We start from the raw sequence: 24,388 nt of genomic DNA on the forward strand, positions 1-24,388 counted from the left end.
GGCGAGGGAGCTTGCTCCCGCTGGGTCGCGCAGCGGCCCCTTTTGTGAGCGCTGCGCACTCAAGCGGGAGCAATCTCCCTCGCCACGGAAAGCACCCATGGAGTCCGGACGTCATACCCGCACCTCGTTCTCCTCAGGCCGGGCAAACCGACGGCCCAGACGATCGAAATACAGGTAGATCACCGGAGTGGTGAACAAGGTCAACACCTGGCTCACCAGCAACCCGCCCACCATCACCAGGCCCAACGGCTGGCGCAACTCGGCGCCGGAGCCGGTGGCGAGCATCAGGGGCACCGCGCCAAACAGCGCCGCCAGCGTGGTCATCAGGATTGGCCGGAAGCGCAGCAACGCGGCCTGATAGATGGCCGTCTGCGGATCCAGGCCCTGGTTGCGTTCGGCATCCAGGGCGAAGTCGATCATCATGATCGCGTTTTTCTTGACGATGCCGATCAGCAAGATGATGCCAATGATCGCGATCATGCCCAGGTCATTGCCGGTGAGGATCAACGCCAGCAAAGCGCCGATGGCCGCCGAGGGCAAGGTGGACAGGATGGTGATCGGATGTATGTAACTTTCGTACAAGACCCCCAGCACGATGTACATGGTCACCACCGCAGCCAGGATCAACAGCAAAGTGCTCGACAACGATGCCTGGAACGCCTGCGCCGCGCCCTGGAACTCGGTCTGCACGCCCACTGGCATGCCGATGTCCTGCTGGACCTTTTCGATCACCTCCACCGCATGCCCGAGGGCCACGCCCGGCGCCAGGTTGAACGACATCATCACCGCCGGGAACTGGCCGATGTGGGCGATTGCCAGTTGCGCCTGACGCTCTTCGACACGGGCCAGGCTCGACAATCGGACCTGGCCGCCGTCGGTGGTCTTGACGTGGATCTGGTCCAGCGCCTGCGGCCCGATCCTTTCCCCGGCCTGGGCCTGCAGCACCACACGGTACTGGCTGGCCTGGGTATAGATGGTGGAGATTTGCCGCTGGCCGAAAGCGTCGTACAGCGCATCGGTGATGTTCGACACCGACACGCCCAGGCGTGAGGCGGCGTCGCGATCGATGACCAGGTAGACCTGCAAGCCCTTGTCCTGCAGGTCACTGGCGACATCGGTCAGTTCCGGCTGTTGGGCCAGGGCCTCGACCAGACGGCCGCTCCAGAGGCTGAGCAACTCGGCGTCCGGCGATGACAGGCTGAACTGGTACTGGGTGCGGCTGACGCGGTCTTCGATGGTCAGGTCCTGCACCGGCTGCATGAACAGGCGAATGCCCACCAGCCGGTCGAGCTGCGGTTGCAGGCGGGTGATGATCTCGCTGGCGCTGTCGTCCCGCTCGCTGTGGGGCTTGAGGTTGATCAGCAGGCGTCCGCTGTTTAGCGTGGCGTTGTCGCCGTCGACACCGATGTAAGAGGACAGGCTCTGCACCGCCGGGTCGGCGAGGATGACCTTGGCCAGCTGCTGCTGGCGCTCGCTCATGGCGGCGAAGGAAATTGACTGCGGCGCTTCGGAAATGCCCTGGATCACGCCCGTGTCCTGCACCGGGAAAAAGCCCTTGGGCACGGCCAGGTACAACACCACCGTCAACACCAGGCTGCCCACCGCCACCAGCAGGGTCAGCGGCTGATGCTTGAGCACCCATTGCAACTTGCGCCCATAGGCAGCGATCAACCAGTCGATCCAGGCACCGCTGGCCCGATAGAAGCGGCCCTGCTGCTCTTCCTTGGGCTCGCGCTTGAGCAAGCGGGCGCACATCATCGGCGTCAGGGTCAGGGACACCACCAAAGAAATCAGGATCGCCACCGCGAGGGTGATGGCGAACTCACGGAACAATCGTCCGACCACGTCCGCCATGAACAACAGCGGGATCAGCACCGCGATCAACGACAGCGTCAGGGAAATCAGCGTGAAACCGATCTGCCTGGCGCCCTTCAGCGCGGCTTGCATCGGGCTGTCGCCCTCCTCGATGAAACGCGCAATGTTCTCCAGCATGACGATGGCATCGTCCACCACAAAACCGGTGGCGATGGTTAGCGCCATCAGGGTCAGGTTGTTGACGGAAAACCCGGCCAGGTACATCACGCCGAAGGTGCCGATCAACGACAGCGGCACGGCCACCGACGGAATGATCGTGGCGCTGACCCGCCGCAGGAACAGGAACGTCACCATCACCACCAGGGCAATGGCGATCAGCAGTTCATGCTGCACATCGGTGACGGAGGCGCGGATGGTCTGGGTGCGGTCGGTCAGCACGGTCACGTCGAGGCCGGCCGGCAGGTTATCGGTGATGCTCGGCAGCAGCGCCTTGATCCGGTCCACCACCTCGATGACGTTGGCCCCGGGCTGGCGCTGGATGTTCAGCAGCACGGCCTGGTTTTCGTTGGCCCAGGCGGCGAGGCGTTCGTTCTCCGCGCCGTCGACGATCTGTGCCACGTCCTTGAGCCGCAATGGCGCGCCGTTGGCGTAGGCCAGGATCAGTTCGGCGTAGTCCTTGGGCGAGGTCAGCTGATCGTTGGCGTCGAGCATCGAGACCCGCGTCGGGCCGTCGAAGTTGCCCTTGGGCTGGTTGACGTTGGAAGCGCCGATCAGGGTCCGCACATCGGCCAGGTTCAGCCCGGCGGCCGCAAGTGCCTCCGGGTTGACCTTGATCCGCACGGCCTGGCGCTGGCCGCCGGCGATGGTCACCATGCCAACGCCGCTGATCTGGGCGATCTTCTGCGCCATGCGCGTGTCCACCAGGTCATTGAGCTTGGGCAGCAGCATGGTCTTGGAGGTGATCGCCAGCGTCAGCACCGGGGTGTCCGCCGGGTTGACCTTGTTGTACACCGGCGGCGACGGCAGATCGGTTGGCAACAGATTGGTGGCGGCGTTGATCGCGGCCTGCACCTGCTGCTCGGCGACATCCATGTTGATGTCCAGATTGAAACGCAGGGTGATCACCGACGCACCACCGGAACTGGTGGAAGCCATTTGGGTGAGGCCCGGCATCTGCCCGAACTGCCGCTCCAGGGGCGCGGTAACCGCGCTGGTCATGACGTCGGGACTGGCCCCCGGGTACAGCGTCATCACGCGGATGGTCGGGTAGTCGACCTGGGGCAGTGCCGACACCGGCAGCAGCCGATAGGCAATCAGGCCGGCCAGGACAATCGCCAGCATGCTCAACGTGGTGGCGACCGGGCGAAGGATGAACAGCCGCGAGAGATTCATGCGCCGCCCTTTTTCGCCTTGTCGGCCGCGGTCGGCTCAGTCGGGGCCGCGGCCGTCTTGCCTTGCAGGTGTTCGGTCGGTGTGGTCGGCACCTCCTGGCTGTCGTTGACCACTTCCACCTCGCTGCCCTCCTTCAAGCGGTCGGTGCCTTCGAGCACCACCCTGTCGCCGGCGGCCAGGCCCTCGGTGACAATGGTTTTTTCGCCATCGCTGGCACCGATCTTGAGCTTCCTGATGGTGACTTTCTTGTCGCCATCAAGGGCGTAGACGAAGGTGCCGTTGGTGCCGAACTGGATGGCTGCGGTCGGCGCCAGGACCACGCCCTTGAGGGTGTCGGCCAGCAGGCGCACGTTGACGAACTGGTTGGGAAACAGCGACTGGTCGCGGTTTTCGTAGCGCGCCTTGAATTTCAAGGTGCCGGTGGTGACGTCGATCTGGTTGTCCAGGCTTTGCAGAACACCGCTGGCCTGGAGTTTCACATCGCCACGGTCCCAGGCCTCGACCGGCAGCTTCGCCCCGCTGCGATAGCGGGCGAGCACGGTTTCGAGGTTGTTTTCCGGCAGGGTGAACACGACGCCGATGGGCTGGGTCTGGGTGATGACGGCCAGGGCCGTGGTGTCGTTGGCGGCCACCAGGTTGCCGATGTCCAGTTGACGCAGACCTACGCGGCCGCTGATCGGCGCGCGGATCCTGGTGAATTCCAGGTTGAGCTTGGCGTCGTTGACCGCCGCCTGGTTGGTCTTGACCGTCCCCTGGTACTGGCCCACCAGCGCAGCGGCGGTATCGAGGGTCTGCTTGGCGATACTGTCTTCGGCGTACAGGCCGCGATAGCGTTCCAGGTCGACCTGGGCATTTTTCAGTTGGGCCTGGTTTTGCAGCAGCGTGCCTTCGGCCTGGAGCAAGGCATTCTGGTAAGGACGTGGGTCGATTTCCGCCAGCAGGTCGCCGGCCTTAACCATCTGCCCTTCTTCAAAGGCGATCTTCACCAACTCGCCGCCGACCCGGCTGCGAACGTTGATCGTATTGAGCGCGGTGACCGTGCCCAGCGCCTTGTAATACAGGGGAAAATCCCCGGTGACCGCTGGCGCCACCCGAACCGGAATCGGCCCCGCCGCACCGCCAAACCCTGGCCGCATGCCGCCCGAGCGCCCCGCATGGCCAGCCGCGGCTTTCTGCTCTGCGCCGTTTTTCGGGTCGGTACTGGCGGGCCAGAACTTCCAGGCCAGCAACGCGATGACCAGTACGACAAACAGGCCGAACAGCCAACGACGGGATTTGCGGGAAACAGAGGATTGCATGGAGTGGTCAACCATTGGGCGCGTGAGCTTCTTTTACAGGAGGCTGAACGATAAGCACTGGCGGATATTTAGCAAAGCGCCTTTACCGGCAATTTACCTTGGGCTTACATTCCGCCCGGTTAGCTAAAGCCTTGAAACACAAATGAAAACGGCCTGGTCAGGCCAGGCCGTTAACAATTGTAATAAATACTTTATTTCAGAGCAGTTATTTCAAAGCAGCGAGTGCAGCGTCGTAGTTCGGCTCTTCAGCGATTTCCTTGACCAGCTCGCTGTGCAGCACGGTATCGTTTTCATCCAGCACCACCACGGCACGGGCGGTCAGGCCTTTGAGCGGGCCGTCGGCAATCGCAACGCCGTAGTTCTCAATGAACTCGGCACCGCGCAGGGTCGACAGGTTCTGCACGTTTTCCAGGCCTTCGGCACCACAGAAACGGGCCTGGGCGAACGGCAGGTCGGCGGAGATGCACAGCACTACGGTGTTGTTCAGATCGTTGGCCTGGGCGTTGAACTTGCGCACGGAAGTGGCGCAGGTCGGCGTGTCGACGCTTGGGAAAATGTTCAGCACTTTGCGCTTGCCGGCGAAATCCTTCAGGGAAACGTCCGACAGATTGCCGGCAACCAGGGAAAAGGCTGGCGCCTTGGAACCGGCTTGGGGCAACTGGCCGTTGACTTGGACAGGGTTGCCTTTGAGAGTGACTTGAGCCATGAACGGATTCCTTCTGACAGGTTTGAAAATGGTGAGGCCGGAGTTAACCATGAAATGGTGCTCCGACCTATGCCTGCACACAAAAAGTCACGAGTGACCGGGCCTGCTATTTAGCCTTGAGCTGCAAATATGACTGATGCAGATCCGCCGCCCAGCCATCGATGACCCCTTTGACATCATCGGGCTTCATGACCTGGGACTCGTTCGACAACGGTTTACCCGTGCCCTTGCGCACCACCTGGGCGATTACCGCATTATTGCCACCGTCGAGAAACACCGCTTCGGTGCCCAGGGTGGTTTCCTGGTCACGAATGCCGCTGGCGGTACTGACCGCGGCGGCCACCAGGGCGATCGGAATCACTTCGTAGGGTTTCAGGCCCTCGGTCTTGCTGCTGACCGCGGTGATCGCCGCCCGCACCACCAGGACACCCGGGCCAGGGCTGGTCGCCAGCGGCAGGGACTTGCCGGCTTCACGCTTGAGCGCCTGGTCGTAGTAGCTGGTGATGCCGGCCAACGTTGCCGACGGGATCTTCACCGTCGCTTGCGGCTTGGGGTACAGCTGGGTCGGTTCGATATAGATGCGGGAGTACTTCGCCAGATCGATCTTCGGATCGACCCAGCGCATCACCTCGGCCCCCGACGGCGATTTTTCTTCCTTGAGCCGGCTGTAGTCCCCCAGGAATCCGGAATACTCGTCCGGCTGGGTGACTTTGCTGGAGCAGCCAGCGAGCGCGAGCGAGGCAATGCAAACGGTGCCGATCATGGAGGCGAACTTCATGCTGTTACTCCTGTAAGCCACACCCGACGGGGGGCGGAACTACAGGTATAGCCAATGCGCGGGGTTTTGCCCGACCAAGCGTATTCAGCTTCGCTCGCGCGGTATAAGACTCTGCAACTGCTGAGCGAGGAAATTTGCATCGAAGACGTAGGTGTCCGGATCCTTCAACCCGTTGGTCCTGCGCCATTGCCACTGCGTTGATGGCGGCTGGCAAACCAGGGAAATGCTGCCGTGGCGAGTGGCGGTCAGGCCGATGATGGACAAGGAAATCAACCCGCCCGCGCCCATCACATCCGGCACAAACTCAACCGGTTTACCGGTAATGGACAACGTCAGTTTTTCCGTCTTGAAGGCCGACGTCTCGGCAGGAACACTCGGCCCATGGGCGACATACGCGCCACGGCTCAACTCCAGCAGGTTCGGCGCCAGGACCGGCGCCAACCATTGCTCGATCTGCCCGTACAACGCCTCGATCCGCTCAGCCCATACCGCCGAGTGAGCCTGGTGCTGCTGCTTCTTGTGCGCTTCGCTGTCGGCGTAGTGACGGAGCATCTCGCCCAATTGCTGTACATCGTCCATGGCGCTGTTCCTTTATCAAGGGGTGTTGCGAAGCGCGATGATGACAGGTTCGCACGGCTGCGTACGCAAAAGAACCGTGCCGCCACCTTCGCGAGCAGGCTCGCTCCCACAATGGACCGAAGGCACCAAGGATCCTGCTCCCCAGCCTCAATTGCCCCACCAGCACAGCTTTTGTGGCGAGGGAGCTTGCTCCCGCTGGGTTGCGCAGCAACCCCAAATCGTCGAATGCGTTCTGCCTGATGCACCGAGGTGCTTGGTTTCAGGGCTGCTGCGCAGCCCAGCGGGAGCAAGCTCCCTCGCCACGGTTTTGGGACGGCTGCGGAGTACGTGACTCCGTGAACCCGTGGGAGCGAGCCTGCTCGCGAAGGGGGCTCAGGCTTTATTGGATCAATTACTGATGCTGCACCTGCACCATTGAGCTCACCTGCACCCGCGCGTGCATCTGCTCCGCTCCGCCGCCCCGGCGCATGCCGCGCACCGGACAGGCGTCGAGATAGTCCAGGCCGATCGCCAGTTTCAGGTGGCGATCGGGACGGGTCAGGCGATTGGTTACGTCGAAACTGTACCAGCCATCCCCCAGCCAGGCTTCAGCCCAGGCATGGCTCGCCAGGTGGTTTTCGTCTTCGGTGCACAGGTAGCCAGACACATACCGCGCCGGCACGCCCAGGCTACGGGCACACGCCACGAACGCATGGGCGTGGTCCTGGCAGACGCCGGCACCGCCGGCAAACGCCTCGGCCGCCGTGCTGCTGACCGCGGTAGTGCCCGGAAGGTAGGCCATGCGATCGGCAAGGCCATTCATCAAGTCGGCCAGCGCCGAACGATCACGCCGTGCCCCGCACCGGGCCACGGCGAAAGCGCTGAGGCTCTCATCGGCCTGGCTGAGACGGCTGGTGCGCAGGAACGGCAGCGGTGACTGGCTGTCAGGCTCCATCTCCACGGCCTGGTCGATCTGCACTTCACCGTAAGCGGTCAGTACCAGTGCTCCATGAGGCTCGTCCATGGTCATGACATGCAGGATGTTGCCGTAAGGATCGAGCTGGCTGCGCACCAGGCGTGGCAACTCCAGGTGCCATTGCAGAATGCGCTGGCGCGGGCTGTCCTTGGGCGTCAGGCGCAGGAACTGGATGCTGGTGCAGACTTCGTCGGCATAGCTGTAGGTCGTGTCGTGGCGAATGGACAATTTCATACCACCTCCAGGTAGGCATCGTGGACGGTCTGGCCCAGGTGGCGGATCTGGCCGATGAGTTCGGTCAGCCATTGATGCAGGCCCGACGCGAGAATCTCGTCGATGCCGGAATAACGCAGGCGCGCATTCAATTCCGCGGCCAGGCGCTGGGCCGGACGACCGTTGTTGCCAGGCAGGCTGGCGAGGATATGGTCCAGTTCTTCGATGCACGCATGCAGCGAGCGCGGCACGTCGGCCCGCAGCAGCAACATCTCCGAGACCTGCTCGGCGTTGGGCGCGTTACGGTAGATCTCGTTGAACGCCTCGAACGAAGACAGCGCCCGCAACAAGGCACTCCATTGGTAATAGCCGCGCGCCGAGTTGTCGCTGACCTCCTCCGACTCCTCGCCGAACATCTCGTAGCGCGCGTCCAGCAGGCGCAAGGTGTTGTCCGCGCGCTCGATGAAGGTTCCCAGGCGAATGAAACTGTAGGCGTCGTTGCGCATGATCGTGCCCGACGTCGCTCCGCGGAACAGGTGCGAACGCTCCTTGACCCATTCGCAGAAATGGCTGATGCCGTAGCGGCCCAGGCCGTTACTGGCGATGTTGCGCATCTCCAGCCAGGTGGCGTTGATGTTTTCCCACATGTCGGCGGTGATGCGTCCGCGCACGGCGTGGGCATTGGTGCGCGCGGCACGCAGGCAGCTATAGATACTGCCGGGGTTGGCTTCATCCAGAGCAAAGAAATGCAGCATGCGCTCGCTGTTGAGCGCGTCATAACGGGCGTTGTAATCGTCCAGCGTACCGGCTGCCAGCAGCGACATCGCCAGCTCGGCATGCCCGTCGCTGCGCCCGGCCTGGGGCATCAACGACAGCGAATAACTGACTTCGAGCATGCGCGCCAGGTTCTCGGCGCGCTCCAGGTAGCGGGACATCCAATAGAGGTCCGAAGCGGTTCTTGAAAGCATGTCTTAGTCCTCCACTACCCAAGTGTCCTTGGTGCCGCCACCCTGGGACGAGTTCACCACCAGCGAGCCTTCGCGCAGCGCCACGCGGGTCAGGCCGCCCGGTACCAGGCGGGTTTCCTTGCCGGACAGCACGAAGGGACGCAGGTCGATGTGGCGCGGGGCGATGCCGCTTTCGACAAAAGTCGGGCACGTGGACAGGCTCAAGGTCGGCTGGGCGATGTAGGCCTCCGGCCGGGCCTTGAGACGGGCACGAAAATCCTCGATTTCCGCTGCGGTGGCGGCCGGCCCCACCAGCATGCCGTAGCCGCCGGAACCCTGGGTTTCCTTGACCACCAGGTCGGGCAGGTTCGCCAGCACATGGGACAGGTCCTGGGGTTTGCGGCACTGCCAGGTGGGCACGTTCTTCAGGATCGGTTCTTCGGTGAGGTAGAAGCGGATCATCTCGTCGACATAGGGGTAGATCGACTTGTCGTCCGCCACGCCAGTGCCGACGGCGTTTGCCAGCACCACGTTGCCGGAACGATAGACCGCGACCAGCCCGGGCACGCCGAGCATCGAATCGGGATTGAACGACAGCGGATCGAGATAGGCGTCGTCAAGGCGACGGTAAATCACATCCACCTGCTGGGGGCCGGCGGTGGTGCGCATATAAACGTGGTCGTCACGCACGAACAGGTCGGCGCCCTCTACCAGCTCCACGCCCATTTCCCGGGCCAGGAACGCATGTTCGAAATAGGCACTGTTGAAACGCCCCGGGGTCAGCACCACGGCGGTAGGGTTGTCGAGTGGACTTGAGCTTTTGAGGGTATCGAGCAGCAGGTTCGGATAGTGGTCGATGGGCGCCACGCGCTGGGCGGCGAACAGCTCGGGGAACAGGCGCATCATCATCTTGCGGTCTTCGAGCATGTAGCTCACGCCGCTGGGCGTGCGCAGGTTGTCTTCCAGCACGTAGTAGCTGCCGTCGCCGTCGCGAACCAGGTCGACACCGGCAATGTGCGCGTAGATGCCACGGTGCAGGTCCAGGCCCTGCATTGCGATCTGGTAGCCCTCGTTAGCCAGCACTTGCTCGGCCGGGATGATGCCTTCCTTGAGGATGCGTTGCCCGTGGTAGATATCGGCCAGGAACATGTTCAGGGCCTGGACCCGCTGGATGCAGCCACGCTCGACCGTCTGCCATTCGCTGGCCTTGATGCTGCGGGGGATGATGTCGAAGGGGATCAGGCGCTCGGTGCCCTGCTCGTCGCCGTAGAGGGTGAACGTGATGCCCGCGCGATGAAACAGCAGGTCGGCTTCGCGGCGGCGTTGTTCCAACAGCTCCAGCGGCGTATCCGCCAGCCAGCGCGAGAAGGCTTGGTAATGCGGGCGGCAGTCACCCTGTGCGTCGTACATTTCATTGAAAAAAGCGTGGGGCATAGCCAACTCCCAGCCGTGTCGTACACGGCATTTCTTATGACTTCGTCATTTCACCAGTCTGGCCTTGCCTTGTTTGATGAGCCTGTTCCTTGGAGCACCTCTTGGTTCTTGCGTCTTTGAGCCGTAGCAAACGCTGTGCCTAAGCGCGGAGACATCCACACAATGCTGGAAAAAACGGCGCGCAACGCTGAAAAAGCGAAATTTCTTTTCTATTTGACGGCAAAAATCGGTTTGCTGGCTGAAACGTTTATTTCAATGCCCGGCGTCGATGCCACAAACGGGTCGAATCGGTGCAGTCGGGCGAGAAGTTGGCCCCGGATGCCCTGAAAAGGGGAAATTTATACCCACCGGCAAAAATGGCTGGGTTTACCCAACGATAGCTCAAGCGCCGAGATTTCGCGGGAAAGCACATCGTGGCGAGGGAGCTTGCTCCCGCTGGGGCGCGAAGCGGCCCCATCATCGGCAACCATTTCACCTGTTACACCCGGTGGACTCCTTTGCTGCGACTGCGTCGCCGAGCGGGAGCAAGCTCCCTCGCCACGGGGTCCCTGGCATCCTCAAGACCTCCTGCCCGCCCCTGAGAACACTGCGCCATAACCGCCTGCGCGCGAGGACTGCGAAATGATCGATGCCAACCTCTACAAACAAGTCATGGGTTCGTTCCCGTCCGGCGTGACGGTGATCACCACGCTGGACGATGACGGGCAAATCGCGAGCTGGGCAATCCGTTGTTGGGCAACGCTACCGCCATCATCGAATGCGAACTGTGGCGCGAATACGAGGGTGGCGACCACGCCATCATGGTCGGCGCCGTGAAGAACCTGATCGTGCCGCAACACCCAAGCCCATCCGCAAGCCTCATCCACCGATGTGGATCGCCGCGCGTGACCCTGACTCGCACAACTTCGCCGTCGCCAATGGTTGCAACGTGATGGTCACGCCTTTGATGAAAGGCGATGAAGAAGTCCTCGACCTGAAGCACAAATTCCAGGCCGCCCTGGACAACAATCCCGACGTGCCACGTCCGCAATTGATGGTGCTGCGCCACACCCATGTACACGCCGAGGACGATCCCGAGGGCTGGAAGATCGGTGCCCAGGCAATCTCGAAGTTCTATCGCACCTTCGACGCCTGGTTCGGCAACAAGCAGGTGCCGGTCAATGGCTTCCTGGCGCCAAGCCCGGAAGAAAAATTCGCCGAGCGCCCGGAGTTTCAGCTGGAGAACATCCGCAAAAACACTATGATCGGCACCCCGAAGGAAATCATCGAGCGGATCAAGTACTACCAGGAACTGGGCGTGGACGAGTTCAGTTTCTGGTGCGACAACAGCTTGCCGCATGCCGAGAAGAAAAAATCCCTGGAGTTGTTCATCCAGCAGGTGGTGCCGGCGTTTCGCTGATCCTGTGGGAGCGGGCCTGCTCGCGAAGGCGTAGTGTCAGTCAGCATGAATGTTGAATGTGCCACCGTCTTCGCGAGCAGGCTCGCTCCCACAGGGTCTGTAACACCCGCAGCCTATGTGGGAGCGAGCCTGCTCGCGAAGGCGGATTGAAGCTGAAAAAAAAAGCCCGGACATTTGATGCCCGGGCATTTTTATTCAAGCACTGCGATCAGAACGTCACGCTGGCGCTCAATCTGGCAGTACGCGGCTCGCCGACGTTGACCTGCAACTGGCTCCCGGTGGACGACGGGTAGTACTGCTTGTCGAACAGGTTGTCGACGTTCAACTGCAACGAGGTCTTTTGTCCGAACACCGGCGACTCCCAGCGCAGGAACGCGTCGGCGACGGTGTAGCTGCTGAGCCAGAAATCGTTGGCGTTGTTGGCGGCGCGTTCGCCGACATACCGCGCTCCGGCCCCGGCGTGCCAGGCGCCGAATTCGGCCGGCACGTTCAGATGGTGGCTCAGGTACAGGCTGGCGCTGTGCTTGGGGGCATCGGCCAGACGGTGACCTTCGTTTCTTGGATCATCCAGTATTTCGGTGTGGGTGTAGGCGTAGGTGCCGATCAAGTCCCACCGCTCGGCCAAACGTCCCGTGATGTCCAGCTCAAGGCCTTGGGAGCCGACCTTGCCGGCGGCTTCGGCGATGTTCTGCCCGCCGACCAGGGTGGTAGTGACGACGTTCTTTTTGACGATGTCGAACAACGCCAGATTGATATTCAGCCCCGGCAGCGGATCGTACTTGGCCCCGATTTCGTAGCTGCGGCCCTCTTCCGGCTTGAAGGTGCTGAGGTTGTCATCCACGGTATCGTTGGGCTTGAACGAACGACTGTAGTTGCCATACAGCGACAGGTCCTCGGTGGCCTTGTAGACCAGGCCCAGGAACGGCACGAAGGCATCGCCGTTGTCGTCGCGAACCGGCACGCTCGTGATCGACCCTTGCTTGCTGAACTGATCGTAGTGTTGATAACGCCCACCAAAGACCAGAATCCAGCGATCATCCAAGTGCCAGTTGTCCTTCAGGTACACCGAGCTGGACGTCAGCTGGTTACTCAGGTTGCTCTGGGCGGGGTTGATGACGCTGGGCTGCGCCAAACCTCCGTACACCGGCGCCGTGATATCGAAGCCGCCCCGCACTGGCCCGCGGTAGGTCTTGCCACGGTACTGGTCAGACACCTGATTATCGGCACCGATCAGCAGGTCATGGCGCTGGCCGAACAGCTCCTGCTTGCCGATGAAATCCCAACTGGCGTAACGGGTTTCATCATCGTAGTGAGCGCCGTTAGCGGCTCGCCGCAGAGTATTGCCGACCAGCGAGTTGGGCTGGGCAATCGCAAGACTGTAGCGGTCATTGTTCCAGCCGTAGGTCACCCGGGTTTTCCACGCTTCGCTCAACTCGTACTCGAACCGCGCAGTGGCCGTCTCGCGGATCCCGACGCTCTTGGCCCAAGGCTCGTCCAGGCGCTTGTCATAGTCGATGTCGGCCGGATGCCCATTCTTGAACACCGTGCCACGGTCAAACGGGTTGGAATATTCGTTGTACTCGTAGCTCAGGTTCAACGAAGCACGCTCACCGGTCCAGGCCAGCGATGGCGCCACCAGCGTGCTCTCATTGACGCCGTAGTTGCGCCAGTAATCCTCATGGCCGCGTTCGGCGATCAGGCGATAGGCCAACCCGGTGTCGCCCAACGGCCCGGTGGTGTCCAGGGCCATGGTGCCGCCGCCCTCGCTGTAGGCGGAGCCGCTCAGCGTGGTGCTCTGGGTGTATTCGGGCTTCTTGCTGATAACGTTGATCAGGCCACCCGGTTCCAGCGCGCCGTACAACATAGAGGCCGGGCCTTTTAGCACTTCGACTCGCTCAGTGGTGGCGCTGAAGTTGTGGCCCAGGTTCGAACGCACACCATCGCGCAGGATCGAACCGTCATCGTTGGTGCCAAAACCGCGCTTGACCAGCGAGTCCCGGGAGCCCCCCAGGGTGTTGCCCTGGCTGACGCCGCTGACGAACTTCATCGCGTCGTCCAGCGAGCGCACCTGGTAGTCCGCCAGGGTCTGCTGGGTCACCACGTTGATCGACTGCGCCTCTTCCTTGATCGGTACATCGCTCTTGCTCGCCGTGCTGGCTTGCGTCGCCGTGTAGCCTTCGTCCTGAATGATCCGACTGCCTTGCACATCCGTGGTGGGCAGTTCAAGGGCGTCCTGGGCCTTCAAGGGGCTTGCCATGAAACAGCAGGACAGCGCGGGTAAAACACATTTGACGAGGGCATTGCGGTAAGCGAGGGGGGTGGAACGATTCAAGACGCTGCACTCATGGGGGGGATGTGAATGAGAGCGAATATACTTTGAGAATCATTCCCAGTAAATCTTTTGTATCAAATTGATAGCGCTATACACCCTGTAGGAGCGAGCCTGCTCGCGATGAGGGCGGTACGTTCACCTTCGATGCAACAGGTCCACCGATATCGCGAGCAAGCTCGCTCCCACAGTTTTTTGCAGTGAGTCAGGTCAAATGGTGGAAAGTGATATCAAATCGCCCTGCTACCCTAAAGCTTTGGCGTCAGCGGTCGAATGTATTCCATTCAGTGATTTTTTTGCCCAGGAGCAGCGGCATGCAGACGTTAAAGGCCTTGTACGAGTCTATCGAGATGCAATTCTTCGATACCCTCACCAAAAAGCTTTCAAGCCTTTTCCTGCTGGTCGTCGTCAGTGGCCTGCTGTACTGGGTCGCCGTCAGTGCCCGGGCCGATATTCTCGTGCAGTTGCGCACGGCCCAACTGGACGCCGCGCTGCTGGGCCAGATCGAAGATCGTCTCGACAGCCTCACCCATGCCCTGCTCTTCGGCGCGCTCCTGACGTTCGGCATGATCAGCTTCATGGTCTGGTATTTCCGCCACCTCATCGTGCGCCCCGTCACTGTGATGACCAAGGCGCTGGAAGAGATCGCCAACGGCGAGGGCGACTTGTCCAAGGACTTGCCGCTGGTCACCCATGACGAGATCCGCACGCTGGCCGCCACCTGCAACCGCTTCCTGGCCAAGCAGCGCGAGATCATCAGCAACGTCCAGGCCTTGACGGTGCACATTGCCGTGGAGTCGGCCCGTTCATTGAAGAACATCAGCGACTCCAGCGACAGCGCGACCCACCAGGCGCGCTTCGCCAAGGAAGTGATGGACCAGAGCAACACCGCCGTGGGCCGTATCGAAGAAGTCTCGCGCCAGACCCAGGGCATCTCCAGCACCACCGCGCAGAACCTGAACATGGCCCGCGATTCCTACGCCGAGTTGCTGGAAGTGACCGGCAACATCAGCGAGATCTCCAGCAGCCTGGGTGAGTTCGCCACGCTGGTGGACGCGCTGAACCAGCGTTCGTCGAGCATCAAATCCATCGTCGGGCTGATCCAGCAGATTTCCGCCCAGACCAACCTGCTGGCGCTCAACGCCGCCATCGAAGCGGCGCGCGCCGGGGAAAGTGGCCGTGGCTTCGCCGTGGTCGCCGATGAAGTGCGCACCCTGGCGCAAAACGTCAGCCGGGCTACCGACGATATTTCGCGCAACATCGACGCGATGCTCCAGGAGGTCAGCTCCACCCACGAGCAGACCACCCAGATCAGCCACAGCGCCCGGGAAACCCAGAAGGTAGTGGAACGCGCCTCTGGCCATTTCGAGAGCATGATCGTCGACTTCGAGTCCACCAACGGCAAACTGGCGGATATCGCCGACCACATCCAGCAGTTCGCCGACTCCAACACCGGTATCAACGAACGCGTCACCCAGATCCATGCCGACAGCCAGTCGATCGACCAGCGCATGCAGCAGTCGGCGACCGCCACCCGCGATCTTTCCGGTGTTGCCGAGAAGGTTCAGACGCTGCTGGGCCGCTTCGTGCTCGGCCACGGCAAGCTGGACGCCGCCATCACCCGCGCCAGCGAATGCCGCGACACGCTCCAGGTTCAGCTGCAGGCGCTGCAGGAAGAAGGCGTCAACCTGTTCGACCAGAATTACCAGTTGATCCCGGGCACCGATCCCAAGCAATACATGACCAGCTACACCGAACGCTTCGCCCGGGTCTGCCAGGAAGAATGCGACAAGCTGACCCGCAGCACGCCGGGCGGCAAGGTCTCGTTCATCGTCGATACGAAGGGCTATTGCCCGGTCAACAACAGCTGGGTGTCCAAGCAACCCACCGGCGACCGCGCGGTCGACCTGCCGGTGTGCCGCAACAAGCGGATCTTCAACGACCCGATCGGCCTGCGCGCGGCGGGCAACGTCCAGCGCTTCCTGCTCCAGACCTACCTGCGCGACACCGGGGAAATCATGACCGAAATCGACGTACCGTTCTTCTTTGGCGGCCGTCACTGGGGCAACCTGCGGGTGGGGTTTGATGCGGCGGTGTTGCTGGCTGACTGATCAAAGGATCAAGCCAGACAACTGTGGCGAGGGAGCGTGCTCCCGCTCGGCTGCGCAGCAGTCGCAAGACGGGTGATGCGGTCAGCCTGAAGAACCGCCGGGGCCTGCTGCGCACGCCAGCGGGAGCAAGCTCCCTCGCCACATTGGCCTTTCTGCGCACATACAATCCTGAATTCACCCCAAACAACTGTGGGAGCGAGCTTGCTCGCGAAGGCGTCAGGTCAGTCGACATCATCTTTGACTGACACTCCGCTTTCGCGAGCAGGCTCGCTCCCACAGGGGCATCTGTAACACACGCAAATCCTGAGTCCAACCGAAAACAACTGTGGGAGCGAGCCTGCTCGCGAAGGCGTCAGGTCAGTCGACTCATCCTTGACTGACACACCGCTATCGCGAGCAGGCTCGCTCCCACAGGGGCATCTGTGGCACACGCAAATCCTGAGTCCAACCGAAAACAACTGTGGGAGCGAGCCTGCTCGCGAAGGCGTCCAGTCAGTCGACATCATCCTTGACTGACACTCCGCTTTCGCGAGCAGGCTCGCTCCCACAGGGGATTACTTCAGTTCAACAGCATTTGGGGCCACCCTTGCCACCGTAGCGGGCTTCCTGGCGTTCTCGGAAGAACGCCTCGTAGTCCATCAGCGGCTTGTCGGGGTGCTTGGTTTGCATGTGCTCGACGTAGTTGTCGTAGTCGGGCATGCCGACCATCAGGCGGGCGGCCTGACCGAGGTATTTACCGAGGCGACTCAAGTCATTGAACATCGTTGCAATCCCCTATCAAGCGTCCGGCAGGGCCTGGAATGGTGCTTCTTTGTCCGTGCGTTCTTTCGTGCCCCAGGCGGCGATGCCAACCTTGAGCGCATAGAACAGGATGCTGAAGACCACGAACAGGAACAACACCGTCAGCGTTGCGTTGGTGTAGGCGTTGAACACCACGTGCTGCATCTGCTCGATGCTCTTGGCCGGGGCCAGGATCTGGCCGGCGGCCAGGGCATCGTTGTACTTGCGCGCCAAGGCCAGGAAGCCGATCGCCGGGTTGGCGTCGAACAGCTTGATCAGGCCCGCGGTGGTGGTGCAGATCAGCAGCCAGCTGGCCGGCAGCAGCGTGACCCAGACGTAGCGCTGGCGCTTCATCTTGATCAGCACCACGGTGGCGAGCATCAGCGCGATACCGGCCAGCATCTGGTTGGAGATGCCGAACAGCGGCCACAAGGTGTTGATGCCGCCCAGCGGATCGATCACGCCCTGGTACAGCAGGTAGCCCCACAGCGCGACGCAGCCGGCGGTGGCGATCAGGTTGGCGGTCCACGATTCGGTGCGCTTGAGGGCCGGCACGAACGAGCCGAGCAGGTCCTGCAGCATGAACCGCCCGGCACGGGTGCCGGCGTCTACCGCGGTGAGGATGAACAGCGCTTCGAACAGGATCGCGAAGTGGTACCAGAACGCCATGGTGTTCTCACCCGGCAGCACCGAGTGAAGGATCTGCGCGATACCCACCGCCAGAGTCGGCGCACCGCCGGCACGGGCCAGGATGGTGGTTTCGCCGATGTCCTTGGCCACCGCTTGCAGCGCGTCGGGGGTGATTGCAAAACCCCAGCTGCTGACAGTCTGGGCCACAGCCACCACGTCGGTGCCGACGATCGCCGCCGGGCTGTTCATGGCGAAGTACACGCCCGGCTCGATCACCGAGGCCGCGACCATCGCCATGATCGCCACGAACGACTCCATCAGCATGCCGCCGTAACCGATGTAGCGGGCGTTGGTTTCGTTATCCAGCAGCTTGGGCGTGGTGCCCGAGGAGATCAGCGCGTGGAAACCCGAGACCGCGCCGCAGGCGATGGTGATGAACAGGAACGGAAACAGACCGCCCTTCCACACCGGCCCGGTGCCGTCGGTGAACTGGGTCAGCGCCGGCATTTTCAGCTCGGGCATGGTCACCAGGATGCCGATCGCCAGGGCGATGATGGTGCCGATCTTGAGGAATGTGGACAGGTAGTCCCGTGGCGCCAGGATCAGCCACACCGGCAGCACCGCGGCGACAAAACCGTAGCCGATCAGCATCCAGGTGATCTGGATCCCGGTGAAGGTGAAGGCCTTGGCCCAGACCGGGTCGGCGGCAATCTGCCCGCCCAGCCAGATCGAACCGAGCAGCAACAGCACGCCGATGAGCGAGATTTCACCGATGCGGCCCGGGCGGATGTAGCGCATGTAGATGCCCATGAACATCGCGATCGGGATGGTCGCCATCACCGTGAAGATGCCCCACGGGCTCTCGGCCAGGGCCTTGACCACGATCAGCGCCAGCACCGCGAGGATGATGATCATGATCAGGAAGCAGCCGAACAGCGCGATGGTGCCGGGGATGCGGCCCATTTCCTCGCGCACCATGTCGCCCAGCGAGCGACCGTTGCGGCGAGTCGACAGGAACAGGACCATGAAGTCCTGCACCGCACCGGCCAGCACCACGCCGGCGATCAGCCAGAGCGTGCCGGGCAGATAGCCCATCTGCGCCGCCAGCACCGGCCCGACCAGCGGCCCCGCGCCGGCAATGGCCGCGAAGTGGTGGCCGAAGAGGATGTGTTTGTTGGTCGGGACGTAGTCCAGGCCATCGTTGTTGAGCACGGCGGGCGTGGCCCGGCGCGCATCGAGTTGCATCACGTTGTTGGCGATGAAGAGGCTGTAGTAGCGGTAGGCGACCAGGTAGATGGCCACGGCTGCGACGACGATCCAGAGGGCGTTGATCGGCTCTCCGCGGCGCAGGGCCACGACGCTCAGCGCACACGCTCCCAGAACAGCCACGGCAAACCAGGCGAGGTGTTTAACCAGACGGGTTGTCATTGCATGTCTCCTGCCGATATCCAGTGGATTGCGGCGATTGTTTTTATAGTGTGGCCCCGGCAATTCGGAGCTGGCCCAATATCCCTGCTGGCCGTCAATAAATAAATCCGTAGTACTACGTAGATGCCCCTTCCTCCCTGTGTCCCCCTGTGGGAGCGAGCCTGCTCGCGAAGGCGGTGTGTCGGGTAACGATAATCCTGACTGACCCGACGCCTTCGCGAGCAGGCTCGCTCCCACAGGTTTTATGTTTCGCCCATGGGTTTGGCATATGATGCCGCCATTCGCCTCCCCGCCGGATCCGGACAGGAGTACAGATGCTGCTCAAACACAAGATCGTCGCTCTCGGGATCCTGCCGCTGGTCCTGGCGATTGCCGTTATTGGTGCCTTGGTCATCTCGCTCAATCGCCAGTTGGGTGACCAACAGGCGCAGCTGATCGAAGACAGTATCCTGGCCAGTAAACGCGCCGAGCTGAAGAACTACGTAGAGATGGCGCAGAGCCTGATCGCCCCGTTGTACAACGACGGCCAGGGAGATGCGCGGGCGCAGCAGCAAGTGCTGGAAGAACTGCGCAAGCTCAGCTTTGGCATCAACGGTTATTTTTTCGTCTACGACCGCCAGGGGCGCAGCCTGATGCATGCCCGCCAGTCGGAGCTGGTGGGGCAATATCTCTGGGACATGAAGGATCCCCAGGGCCTGCCCGTCATCCAGGCGTTGCTCAAGAGCGCCGAATCAGGCGAAGGCTTTCAGCGCTACGCCTGGAACAAGCCCTCCTCCGGCCAGGTAACCGACAAGCTCGCCTACGTCGTGATGCTCGATCGTTGGGGCTGGATGCTGGGCACCGGGATCTACCTGGAAGACGTCGAACGAGCCACCCAGCAGGCTCGCGCCGAAGTGGCCCAGGGCATCCACACCACCATGCAAGCGATCGCCGCCATCGCGTTGGTAGCGGTGCTGCTGGTGTTTGCCGGCGGCATCACCCTCAATGTCAGCGAGCATCGCCTGGCTGACAAGAAACTGCAGCGCTTGAACCAGCGTATCGTCAGCTTGCAGGAGGAAGAGCGCTCACGGGTGTCTCGCGAGCTCCACGACGGCATCAGCCAGCTGTTGGTTTCGATCAAGTTCCAGTTCGAACTGGCCAGCCATGTCATCGAGAACGGCCAGGAAAATGGCCTCGGCATCCTCAAGAATGCCACCGATCGACTGGGCGAAGCGATCGGTGAAATCCGAAGTATTTCCCATGATTTGCGTTCCTCGTTGCTCGATACCCTGGGCCTGCCCGCCGCCATCGGCCAGCTCGCGGCCGAATTCGAACAGCGCAGTGGCCTGGAAGTGTCCTACCGAAGCAACGAGTTCGACTGTCGCCTGGAAAACGGCGCCCCGGTCTCGCTGTTCCGGATTGCCCAGGAGGCGCTGACCAACATCGAGCGACACGCCGGGGCGAAACGAGTCGCCATCACCCTGTTCGGTTCGGGCCAATCCCTGCGCCTGACCGTGGTGGATGACGGGATGGGCTTCAACGTCCCGCAGGTCGAGCGTGGTCACACCGGCATCGGCCTGCGTAATATCCGCGAACGGGTCGAGCATTTTGGCGGGCGGCTGGAAATGACCTCGGTTCCGGGACGAAGCGAACTGGATATCCTGTTGCCCATGACCCTGTCGGCCACGGAAAGTTGATGCGCGTTCATTTCCACAAGAGCACCTGCCCATGACCATGCCCCCCGCCATACGCGTCGCCCTGGTCGACGATCATTCGCTGGTTCGTGACGGTATTCGCGCGCTGCTGTCCGTCATGCCCCGCCTGGACGTGGTCGGCGAAGCGGAGAACGGCGCGCAAGCGATCGACATGGTCGGGCGCTGCCAGCCGGACCTGCTGCTGATGGACATCGGCCTGAAGGACATGAACGGCCTAGAGCTGACCCGGCTGCTGGGCAAGCAATACCCCGGCTTGAAGATCCTCATCCTGAGCATGTACGACAATCATGAGTACATCAGTGAATCCGTGCGCGCCGGTGCCAGCGGTTACGTCCTGAAGAATTCCCCTTCCAAGGAGATCATTGCCGCCATCGAAGCCATCATCGGCGGCGGCACCTTCTACAGCGCCGAGATCGCCCAGCGCCTCGCCACCGACCCGAACACCGACAGCGAACTGACGCCGCGCGAGAGCCAGGTCCTGGCGAAAATGGTCGAGGGGCTGAACAACAAGGAAATGGCCCGCGAATTGGACATCAGCGTACGCACCGTCGAAACCCACCGCCTGAGCATCCGCCGCAAACTCAATATCGACAAGCCCGCGGCGCTGGTGAAATACGCGATCGATCACGGACTTGTTTCCCGCTAGCGAGGGAGCTTGCCTGGCTGCCTTCCGAGCAACACCAAAGCCACTACAAATGACAGCGCCACGGCAATGGCGCCGCCCAGGTAAACCGCACCAATGCCCCAGCCACTGGCCAACAGGCCGGCCAGCGGGCTGGTGATGCCCAGGGCAATATCGAGAAAGGCGACATAGGCGCCCATGGCGAGACCGCGAGCCTGTGGTGGTGCGCGCCGTACCGCTTCCACGCCAAAGCCGGGAAACGCCAGGGAATAACCGAAACCGGTGAGTGCCGCCCCCAGGTAGGCGCTGGTCGCGCTGTCGGCGCTCCAGATCAGCAGCAGCCCAACGCTTTCGATCAATACACAAACCAGTGCCACACGGGCGCCGCCGATCTTATCGGGAAGGTGCCCGAACAGCAGGCGCGCACCGATGAACGCCACGCCGAACGCGGTGAACGCCAACGAAGCGTTGCCCCACTCCCGGGCCGCGAACAACAGGGCGATAAACGCCGTGAGGACACCAAAACCGACACTGCAGAACGCCAACCCCAGGCCGGGAACCCAGACGGCGCCGAGCATCTTGTAGAACGGTGTACGCCGGGTCGCCGTAGGGGCGACGGCGCGCACGCCGGCGACAATCGCCAAGGCCAGCAGCGGCACGAACATCGAGGCCAGGACGATACCCACGAAGCCCCAACCGGCATTCAACGCAACACCGAGCGGCGCACCCAGTGCGTAGGCGCCGTACATGGCGATGCCGTTCCAGGCCATGACCTTGCCGGCATGCTGCGGCCCCACCAGGCCGATGCCCCAGCCCATCGCTCCGGTGACGATGAGGCTTTCCCCGATCGCCAGCAGCACGCGGCCGCCCGACAAAAGCCAGACCGACGTAACCGGCGCGGTAACGAACGCCAGGGAAAGCAGATAGACCAGCCCGGAAACGGCGGCCGTCACCAGCCCGGCCATGACCGCGCGCTTGCCGCCACGCAGGTCGGCAAAATTGCCGGCCCAGGCCCGTGACAGCAGCGCCGCGGCGAACTGTGCCCCGACCACCAGGCCAACCACCAGCGTGCCCATGCCCAGCGTGTCATGCAGGTGCAGCGGCAAGACCGGCAATTGCATGCCGATGGTGAGGAAACCGACGAACACGGTCAGTGTGAGCGGCAACAGCTTGAGCGCCGGATTGGCCTCGACGGTTGCCCCGAGCGCCGATGCGGCGCCGTGATGAAGATTTTCTTGAGTCATGACCCTACCCATGGAAAGGAAGCGAAGTGAAGTTGAACGGCGTCTGTGCAGCCGACTAGAATGCGATCAATTAGTCGCATTCAAGATACGAATAATCCGTCGCATTGCCTATTCGCATTCCTTTCGAGGTGCATGACCTTCATGTCCGAACGCCCAAGCCCGCAGATTTCCTCGCGCAAACAGCCGAAACAGGCCCGCTCCACCGAACTCGTGGCGGCCGTCCTGGAGGCGGCTGTTCAGGTTCTGGCAAGCCACGGCGCCCCGCGTTTCACCGTGGCTCGTGTGGCGGAGCGCGCGGGTGTCAGCGTCGGGTCGGTGTATCAATACTTCCCGAACAAGGCGGCGATCCTGTTCCGGTTGCAGAGTGACGAGTGGCAACAAACCACCGCCATGCTGCGGGACATCCTCGAGGACCAGGGCAAGCCGCCTCTGCAGCGATTGAGGGATCTGGTGCAGGCGTTCATCCAGTCCGAATGCGACGAGGCGCAGATACGCATCGCCCTCAATGACGCCGCCCCGCTCTACCGCGATGCCCCCGAACATCAGACGGCGCGAATCTCGGTGCAGCAATCGGTGGACGCTTTCATGCAACAAGTGCTGCCGGAAGCCAGCGCGCAGACCCGCGCCCTGGCCGGTGACCTGATCATCACCACGCTCGGTTCCGTGGGTAAGCAATTTTCGGCAACGCCACGCTCCGGCGAGGAAATCCGAGCCTATGCCGATGCCATGGCCGATATGTTCTGTGCCTATCTGGAGAGTCTGCGGCAGAAAGCCGTCGAGATCGCGCCAGGCTGACTGCTCGTCCCGACGATCCGGTGACAGCCCGCCGACACTTTTACTACACTCGCCCGTCTTGTCCCTCCCTTTGCGAGACGTCCGATCCATGAAAACCATAACAAGCACGATGACGTTCTGTGGCCTGCTGGCGTTCTGCAGCAGCGCCCTGGCCGAGCCAACCCCTTCGCATCTGGACAAGGTCCTGCAACAAGGTGAACTGCGGGTGTGCACGACGGGCGACTACAAGCCCTATACCTACAAGGCCGCATCGGGTGAATACGAGGGCATCGACATCGACATGGCCCGTTCCCTCGCCACCAGCCTCGGCGTCAAAGTGCAATGGGTCCAGACCACCTGGAAAACCCTGATGCCAGACATGTTGGCCGGCAAATGTGACATCGGGATGGGCGGGATTTCGGTGACCCTGGAACGGCAGAAAAAAGCCTATTTCAGCAGCACCCTGGACGTTGACGGCAAGATCCCCCTGGTGCGTTGCGAAGACCAGTCGCGCTACCAGACCATCGAGCAGATGAACCAGCCTTCGGTACGTCTTGTAGAGCCTGCCGGCGGTACCAACGAAGCCTTCGTGCGGGCATTCCTGCCCAAGGGCCAGTTGGCGTTCCATGACAACGTGACCATCTTCCAGGAACTCCTGGAAAAACGCGCCGACGTAATGATCACCGATGCCTCCGAAGCGCTCTACCAGCAGAAACTCAAACCGGGCCTGTGCGCCGTCAACCCGACCCAGTACCTGCAATACGGCGAGAAGGCCTACCTGCTGCCGCGCGATGACCACACCTGGAAAATGTACGTCGACCAGTGGCTGCACCTGAGCAAGGCCAATGGCAGCTACCAGAAAGTGATCGGACAGTGGCTGGCCGTCCCCGGCGCCCAGTGATGTATCTGCAAATATAAAACCTGTGGGAGCGAGCCTGCTCGCGAAGGCGCCAGACCAGTCGACATTTCCATCAACTGACACACCGCTTTCGCGAGCAGGCTCGCTCCCACAAGGGCATCTGTGGCGCATGCAGATCCTGAGTCCAACCCAAAACAAACTGTGGGAGCGAGCCTGCTCGCGAAGGCGTCCGCTCAGTCGACATTTCATCAACTGACACACCGCTATCGCGAGCAAGCTCGCTCCCACAAGAGCATCTTTGGCGCGCGCAGATCCTGAGTCCAACCCAAAACAAACTGTGGGAGCGAGCCTGCTCGCGAAGGCGCCAGACCAGTCGACATTTCCATCAACTGACACACCGC

Annotated in this window: 17 protein-coding genes and 2 pseudogenes; 7 read left to right on the forward strand and 12 right to left on the reverse strand. The window is 62.0% G+C overall.

Going from position 1 to position 24,388, the window contains the following annotated elements; genetic code table 11:
* Nucleotides 1–111: 111 nt before the first annotated feature.
* The 8 genes from J3P97_RS15800 to J3P97_RS15835 form a co-directional block, all read right to left on the reverse strand.
* The gene (locus J3P97_RS15800; protein ID WP_434672218.1) at nt 112–3,207 is read right to left on the reverse strand and encodes an MdtB/MuxB family multidrug efflux RND transporter permease subunit; all 3,096 of its coding nucleotides are present in this window, start codon (nt 3,205–3,207) and stop codon (nt 112–114) included.
* Complete coding sequence (locus tag J3P97_RS15805; RefSeq protein ID WP_434672219.1) at nt 3,204–4,520, reverse strand: MdtA/MuxA family multidrug efflux RND transporter periplasmic adaptor subunit; 1,317 nt, start codon at nt 4,518–4,520, stop codon at nt 3,204–3,206. Before J3P97_RS15805 ends, J3P97_RS15800 begins: the two co-directional genes overlap by 4 nt.
* Nucleotides 4,521–4,710: 190 nt before the next feature.
* Nucleotides 4,711–5,211, reverse strand: coding sequence for a thiol peroxidase (tpx, locus tag J3P97_RS15810; RefSeq protein ID WP_434573734.1), 501 nt, complete (start codon nt 5,209–5,211; stop codon nt 4,711–4,713).
* 106 nt (nt 5,212–5,317) lie between these two features.
* On the reverse strand, nt 5,318–5,989 hold the full coding sequence (locus J3P97_RS15815) for a DUF3313 domain-containing protein (protein ID WP_305500564.1): 672 nt from the start codon (nt 5,987–5,989) through the stop codon (nt 5,318–5,320).
* An 84-nt stretch (nt 5,990–6,073) separates the two neighbouring features.
* Complete coding sequence (locus J3P97_RS15820; protein ID WP_434672220.1) at nt 6,074–6,568, reverse strand: hypothetical protein; 495 nt, start codon at nt 6,566–6,568, stop codon at nt 6,074–6,076.
* Between the two features lie 391 nt (nt 6,569–6,959).
* Nucleotides 6,960–7,757, reverse strand: coding sequence for a transglutaminase family protein (locus J3P97_RS15825; protein WP_434573730.1), 798 nt, complete (start codon nt 7,755–7,757; stop codon nt 6,960–6,962).
* Nucleotides 7,754–8,704 carry an alpha-E domain-containing protein gene (locus J3P97_RS15830; RefSeq protein WP_305500558.1) on the reverse strand — a complete coding sequence of 317 codons (951 nt, stop codon included), beginning with the start codon at nt 8,702–8,704 and terminating at the stop codon, nt 7,754–7,756. The genes J3P97_RS15825 and J3P97_RS15830 overlap by 4 nt, the downstream gene beginning before the upstream one ends.
* A 3-nt stretch (nt 8,705–8,707) precedes the next feature.
* Nucleotides 8,708–10,117 carry a circularly permuted type 2 ATP-grasp protein gene (locus tag J3P97_RS15835; RefSeq protein ID WP_305500557.1) on the reverse strand — a complete coding sequence of 470 codons (1,410 nt, stop codon included), beginning with the start codon at nt 10,115–10,117 and terminating at the stop codon, nt 8,708–8,710.
* Between the two features lie 621 nt (nt 10,118–10,738).
* Between J3P97_RS15835 and J3P97_RS15840 the strand changes: the two are divergent.
* Both J3P97_RS15840 and J3P97_RS15845 read left to right on the forward strand, forming a co-directional pair.
* Nucleotides 10,739–11,049: pseudogene (locus tag J3P97_RS15840) on the forward strand (flavin reductase family protein).
* Nucleotides 10,953–11,516, forward strand: a pseudogene (locus J3P97_RS15845) (LLM class flavin-dependent oxidoreductase); the annotation flags it as partial. The pseudogenes J3P97_RS15840 and J3P97_RS15845, both read left to right, overlap by 97 nt.
* 208 nt (nt 11,517–11,724) lie before the next feature.
* Here the strand turns inward: J3P97_RS15845 and J3P97_RS15850 are convergent.
* Nucleotides 11,725–13,773, reverse strand: coding sequence for a TonB-dependent siderophore receptor (locus J3P97_RS15850; RefSeq protein ID WP_434672221.1), 2,049 nt, complete (start codon nt 13,771–13,773; stop codon nt 11,725–11,727).
* Nucleotides 13,774–14,159: 386 nt separating this feature from the next.
* Here J3P97_RS15850 and J3P97_RS15855 point away from each other — a divergent pair, with 386 nt between their 5' ends.
* Complete coding sequence (locus J3P97_RS15855; protein WP_305500532.1) at nt 14,160–15,956, forward strand: methyl-accepting chemotaxis protein; 1,797 nt, start codon at nt 14,160–14,162, stop codon at nt 15,954–15,956.
* Nucleotides 15,957–16,520: 564 nt separating this feature from the next.
* Here J3P97_RS15855 and J3P97_RS15860 read toward each other — a convergent pair.
* Both J3P97_RS15860 and J3P97_RS15865 read right to left on the reverse strand, forming a co-directional pair.
* Nucleotides 16,521–16,718, reverse strand: a complete 198-nt coding sequence (locus tag J3P97_RS15860; protein WP_003201656.1) for a YbdD/YjiX family protein — start codon at nt 16,716–16,718, stop codon at nt 16,521–16,523.
* Nucleotides 16,719–16,733: 15 nt separating this feature from the next.
* Nucleotides 16,734–18,794, reverse strand: coding sequence for a carbon starvation CstA family protein (locus tag J3P97_RS15865; RefSeq protein ID WP_434573701.1), 2,061 nt, complete (start codon nt 18,792–18,794; stop codon nt 16,734–16,736).
* A gap of 314 nt (nt 18,795–19,108) precedes the next feature.
* On the opposite strand from J3P97_RS15865, the gene J3P97_RS15870 reads away from it, so the two are divergent.
* Both J3P97_RS15870 and J3P97_RS15875 read left to right on the forward strand, forming a co-directional pair.
* Nucleotides 19,109–20,470 carry a cache domain-containing protein gene (locus J3P97_RS15870; protein ID WP_434601032.1) on the forward strand — a complete coding sequence of 454 codons (1,362 nt, stop codon included), beginning with the start codon at nt 19,109–19,111 and terminating at the stop codon, nt 20,468–20,470.
* A 31-nt stretch (nt 20,471–20,501) separates the two neighbouring features.
* Entirely contained in the window at nt 20,502–21,134 is a 633-nt protein-coding gene (locus J3P97_RS15875; protein ID WP_434672222.1) for a response regulator, read from the forward strand.
* On the opposite strand, the gene J3P97_RS15880 is transcribed toward J3P97_RS15875, so the two are convergent.
* Entirely contained in the window at nt 21,131–22,354 is a 1,224-nt protein-coding gene (locus tag J3P97_RS15880; RefSeq protein WP_434672223.1) for an arabinose transporter, read from the reverse strand. The genes J3P97_RS15875 and J3P97_RS15880 overlap by 4 nt on opposite strands.
* 141 nt (nt 22,355–22,495) lie before the next feature.
* Here J3P97_RS15880 and J3P97_RS15885 point away from each other — a divergent pair, with 141 nt between their 5' ends.
* On the forward strand, nt 22,496–23,149 hold the full coding sequence (locus J3P97_RS15885) for a TetR family transcriptional regulator (protein ID WP_434672224.1): 654 nt from the start codon (nt 22,496–22,498) through the stop codon (nt 23,147–23,149).
* An 88-nt stretch (nt 23,150–23,237) separates the two neighbouring features.
* A complete protein-coding gene (locus J3P97_RS15890) occupies nt 23,238–24,029 on the forward strand; it encodes a transporter substrate-binding domain-containing protein (protein WP_434672225.1) in 792 nt (263 codons plus the stop codon).
* Nucleotides 24,030–24,388 lie beyond the last annotated feature (359 nt).

Origin of the sequence: Pseudomonas sp. R1-15, assembly GCF_051132085.1 — a bacterium.
In the GTDB taxonomy this organism is placed as follows: Bacteria; Pseudomonadota; Gammaproteobacteria; order Pseudomonadales; family Pseudomonadaceae; genus Aquipseudomonas.

What these genes read in the sequence shown, in the direction of transcription:
- J3P97_RS15825 (WP_434573730.1), bottom strand. Translation starts at nt 7,757, where the DNA reads ATGAAATTGTCCATTCGCCACGACACGACCTACAGCTATGCCGACGAA.
- J3P97_RS15805 (WP_434672219.1), bottom strand. Translation starts at nt 4,520, where the DNA reads ATGGTTGACCACTCCATGCAATCCTCTGTTTCCCGCAAATCCCGTCGT.
- J3P97_RS15850 (WP_434672221.1), bottom strand. Translation starts at nt 13,773, where the DNA reads ATGGCAAGCCCCTTGAAGGCCCAGGACGCCCTTGAACTGCCCACCACG.
- J3P97_RS15855 (WP_305500532.1), top strand. Translation starts at nt 14,160, where the DNA reads ATGCAGACGTTAAAGGCCTTGTACGAGTCTATCGAGATGCAATTCTTC.
- J3P97_RS15880 (WP_434672223.1), bottom strand. Translation starts at nt 22,354, where the DNA reads ATGACTCAAGAAAATCTTCATCACGGCGCCGCATCGGCGCTCGGGGCA.
- tpx (WP_434573734.1), bottom strand. Translation starts at nt 5,211, where the DNA reads ATGGCTCAAGTCACTCTCAAAGGCAACCCTGTCCAAGTCAACGGCCAG.
- J3P97_RS15890 (WP_434672225.1), top strand. Translation starts at nt 23,238, where the DNA reads ATGAAAACCATAACAAGCACGATGACGTTCTGTGGCCTGCTGGCGTTC.
- J3P97_RS15835 (WP_305500557.1), bottom strand. Translation starts at nt 10,117, where the DNA reads ATGCCCCACGCTTTTTTCAATGAAATGTACGACGCACAGGGTGACTGC.
- J3P97_RS15800 (WP_434672218.1), bottom strand. Translation starts at nt 3,207, where the DNA reads ATGAATCTCTCGCGGCTGTTCATCCTTCGCCCGGTCGCCACCACGTTG.
- J3P97_RS15885 (WP_434672224.1), top strand. Translation starts at nt 22,496, where the DNA reads ATGTCCGAACGCCCAAGCCCGCAGATTTCCTCGCGCAAACAGCCGAAA.
- J3P97_RS15830 (WP_305500558.1), bottom strand. Translation starts at nt 8,704, where the DNA reads ATGCTTTCAAGAACCGCTTCGGACCTCTATTGGATGTCCCGCTACCTG.
- J3P97_RS15860 (WP_003201656.1), bottom strand. Translation starts at nt 16,718, where the DNA reads ATGTTCAATGACTTGAGTCGCCTCGGTAAATACCTCGGTCAGGCCGCC.
- J3P97_RS15865 (WP_434573701.1), bottom strand. Translation starts at nt 18,794, where the DNA reads ATGACAACCCGTCTGGTTAAACACCTCGCCTGGTTTGCCGTGGCTGTT.
- J3P97_RS15875 (WP_434672222.1), top strand. Translation starts at nt 20,502, where the DNA reads ATGACCATGCCCCCCGCCATACGCGTCGCCCTGGTCGACGATCATTCG.
- J3P97_RS15820 (WP_434672220.1), bottom strand. Translation starts at nt 6,568, where the DNA reads ATGGACGATGTACAGCAATTGGGCGAGATGCTCCGTCACTACGCCGAC.
- J3P97_RS15815 (WP_305500564.1), bottom strand. Translation starts at nt 5,989, where the DNA reads ATGAAGTTCGCCTCCATGATCGGCACCGTTTGCATTGCCTCGCTCGCG.
- J3P97_RS15870 (WP_434601032.1), top strand. Translation starts at nt 19,109, where the DNA reads ATGCTGCTCAAACACAAGATCGTCGCTCTCGGGATCCTGCCGCTGGTC.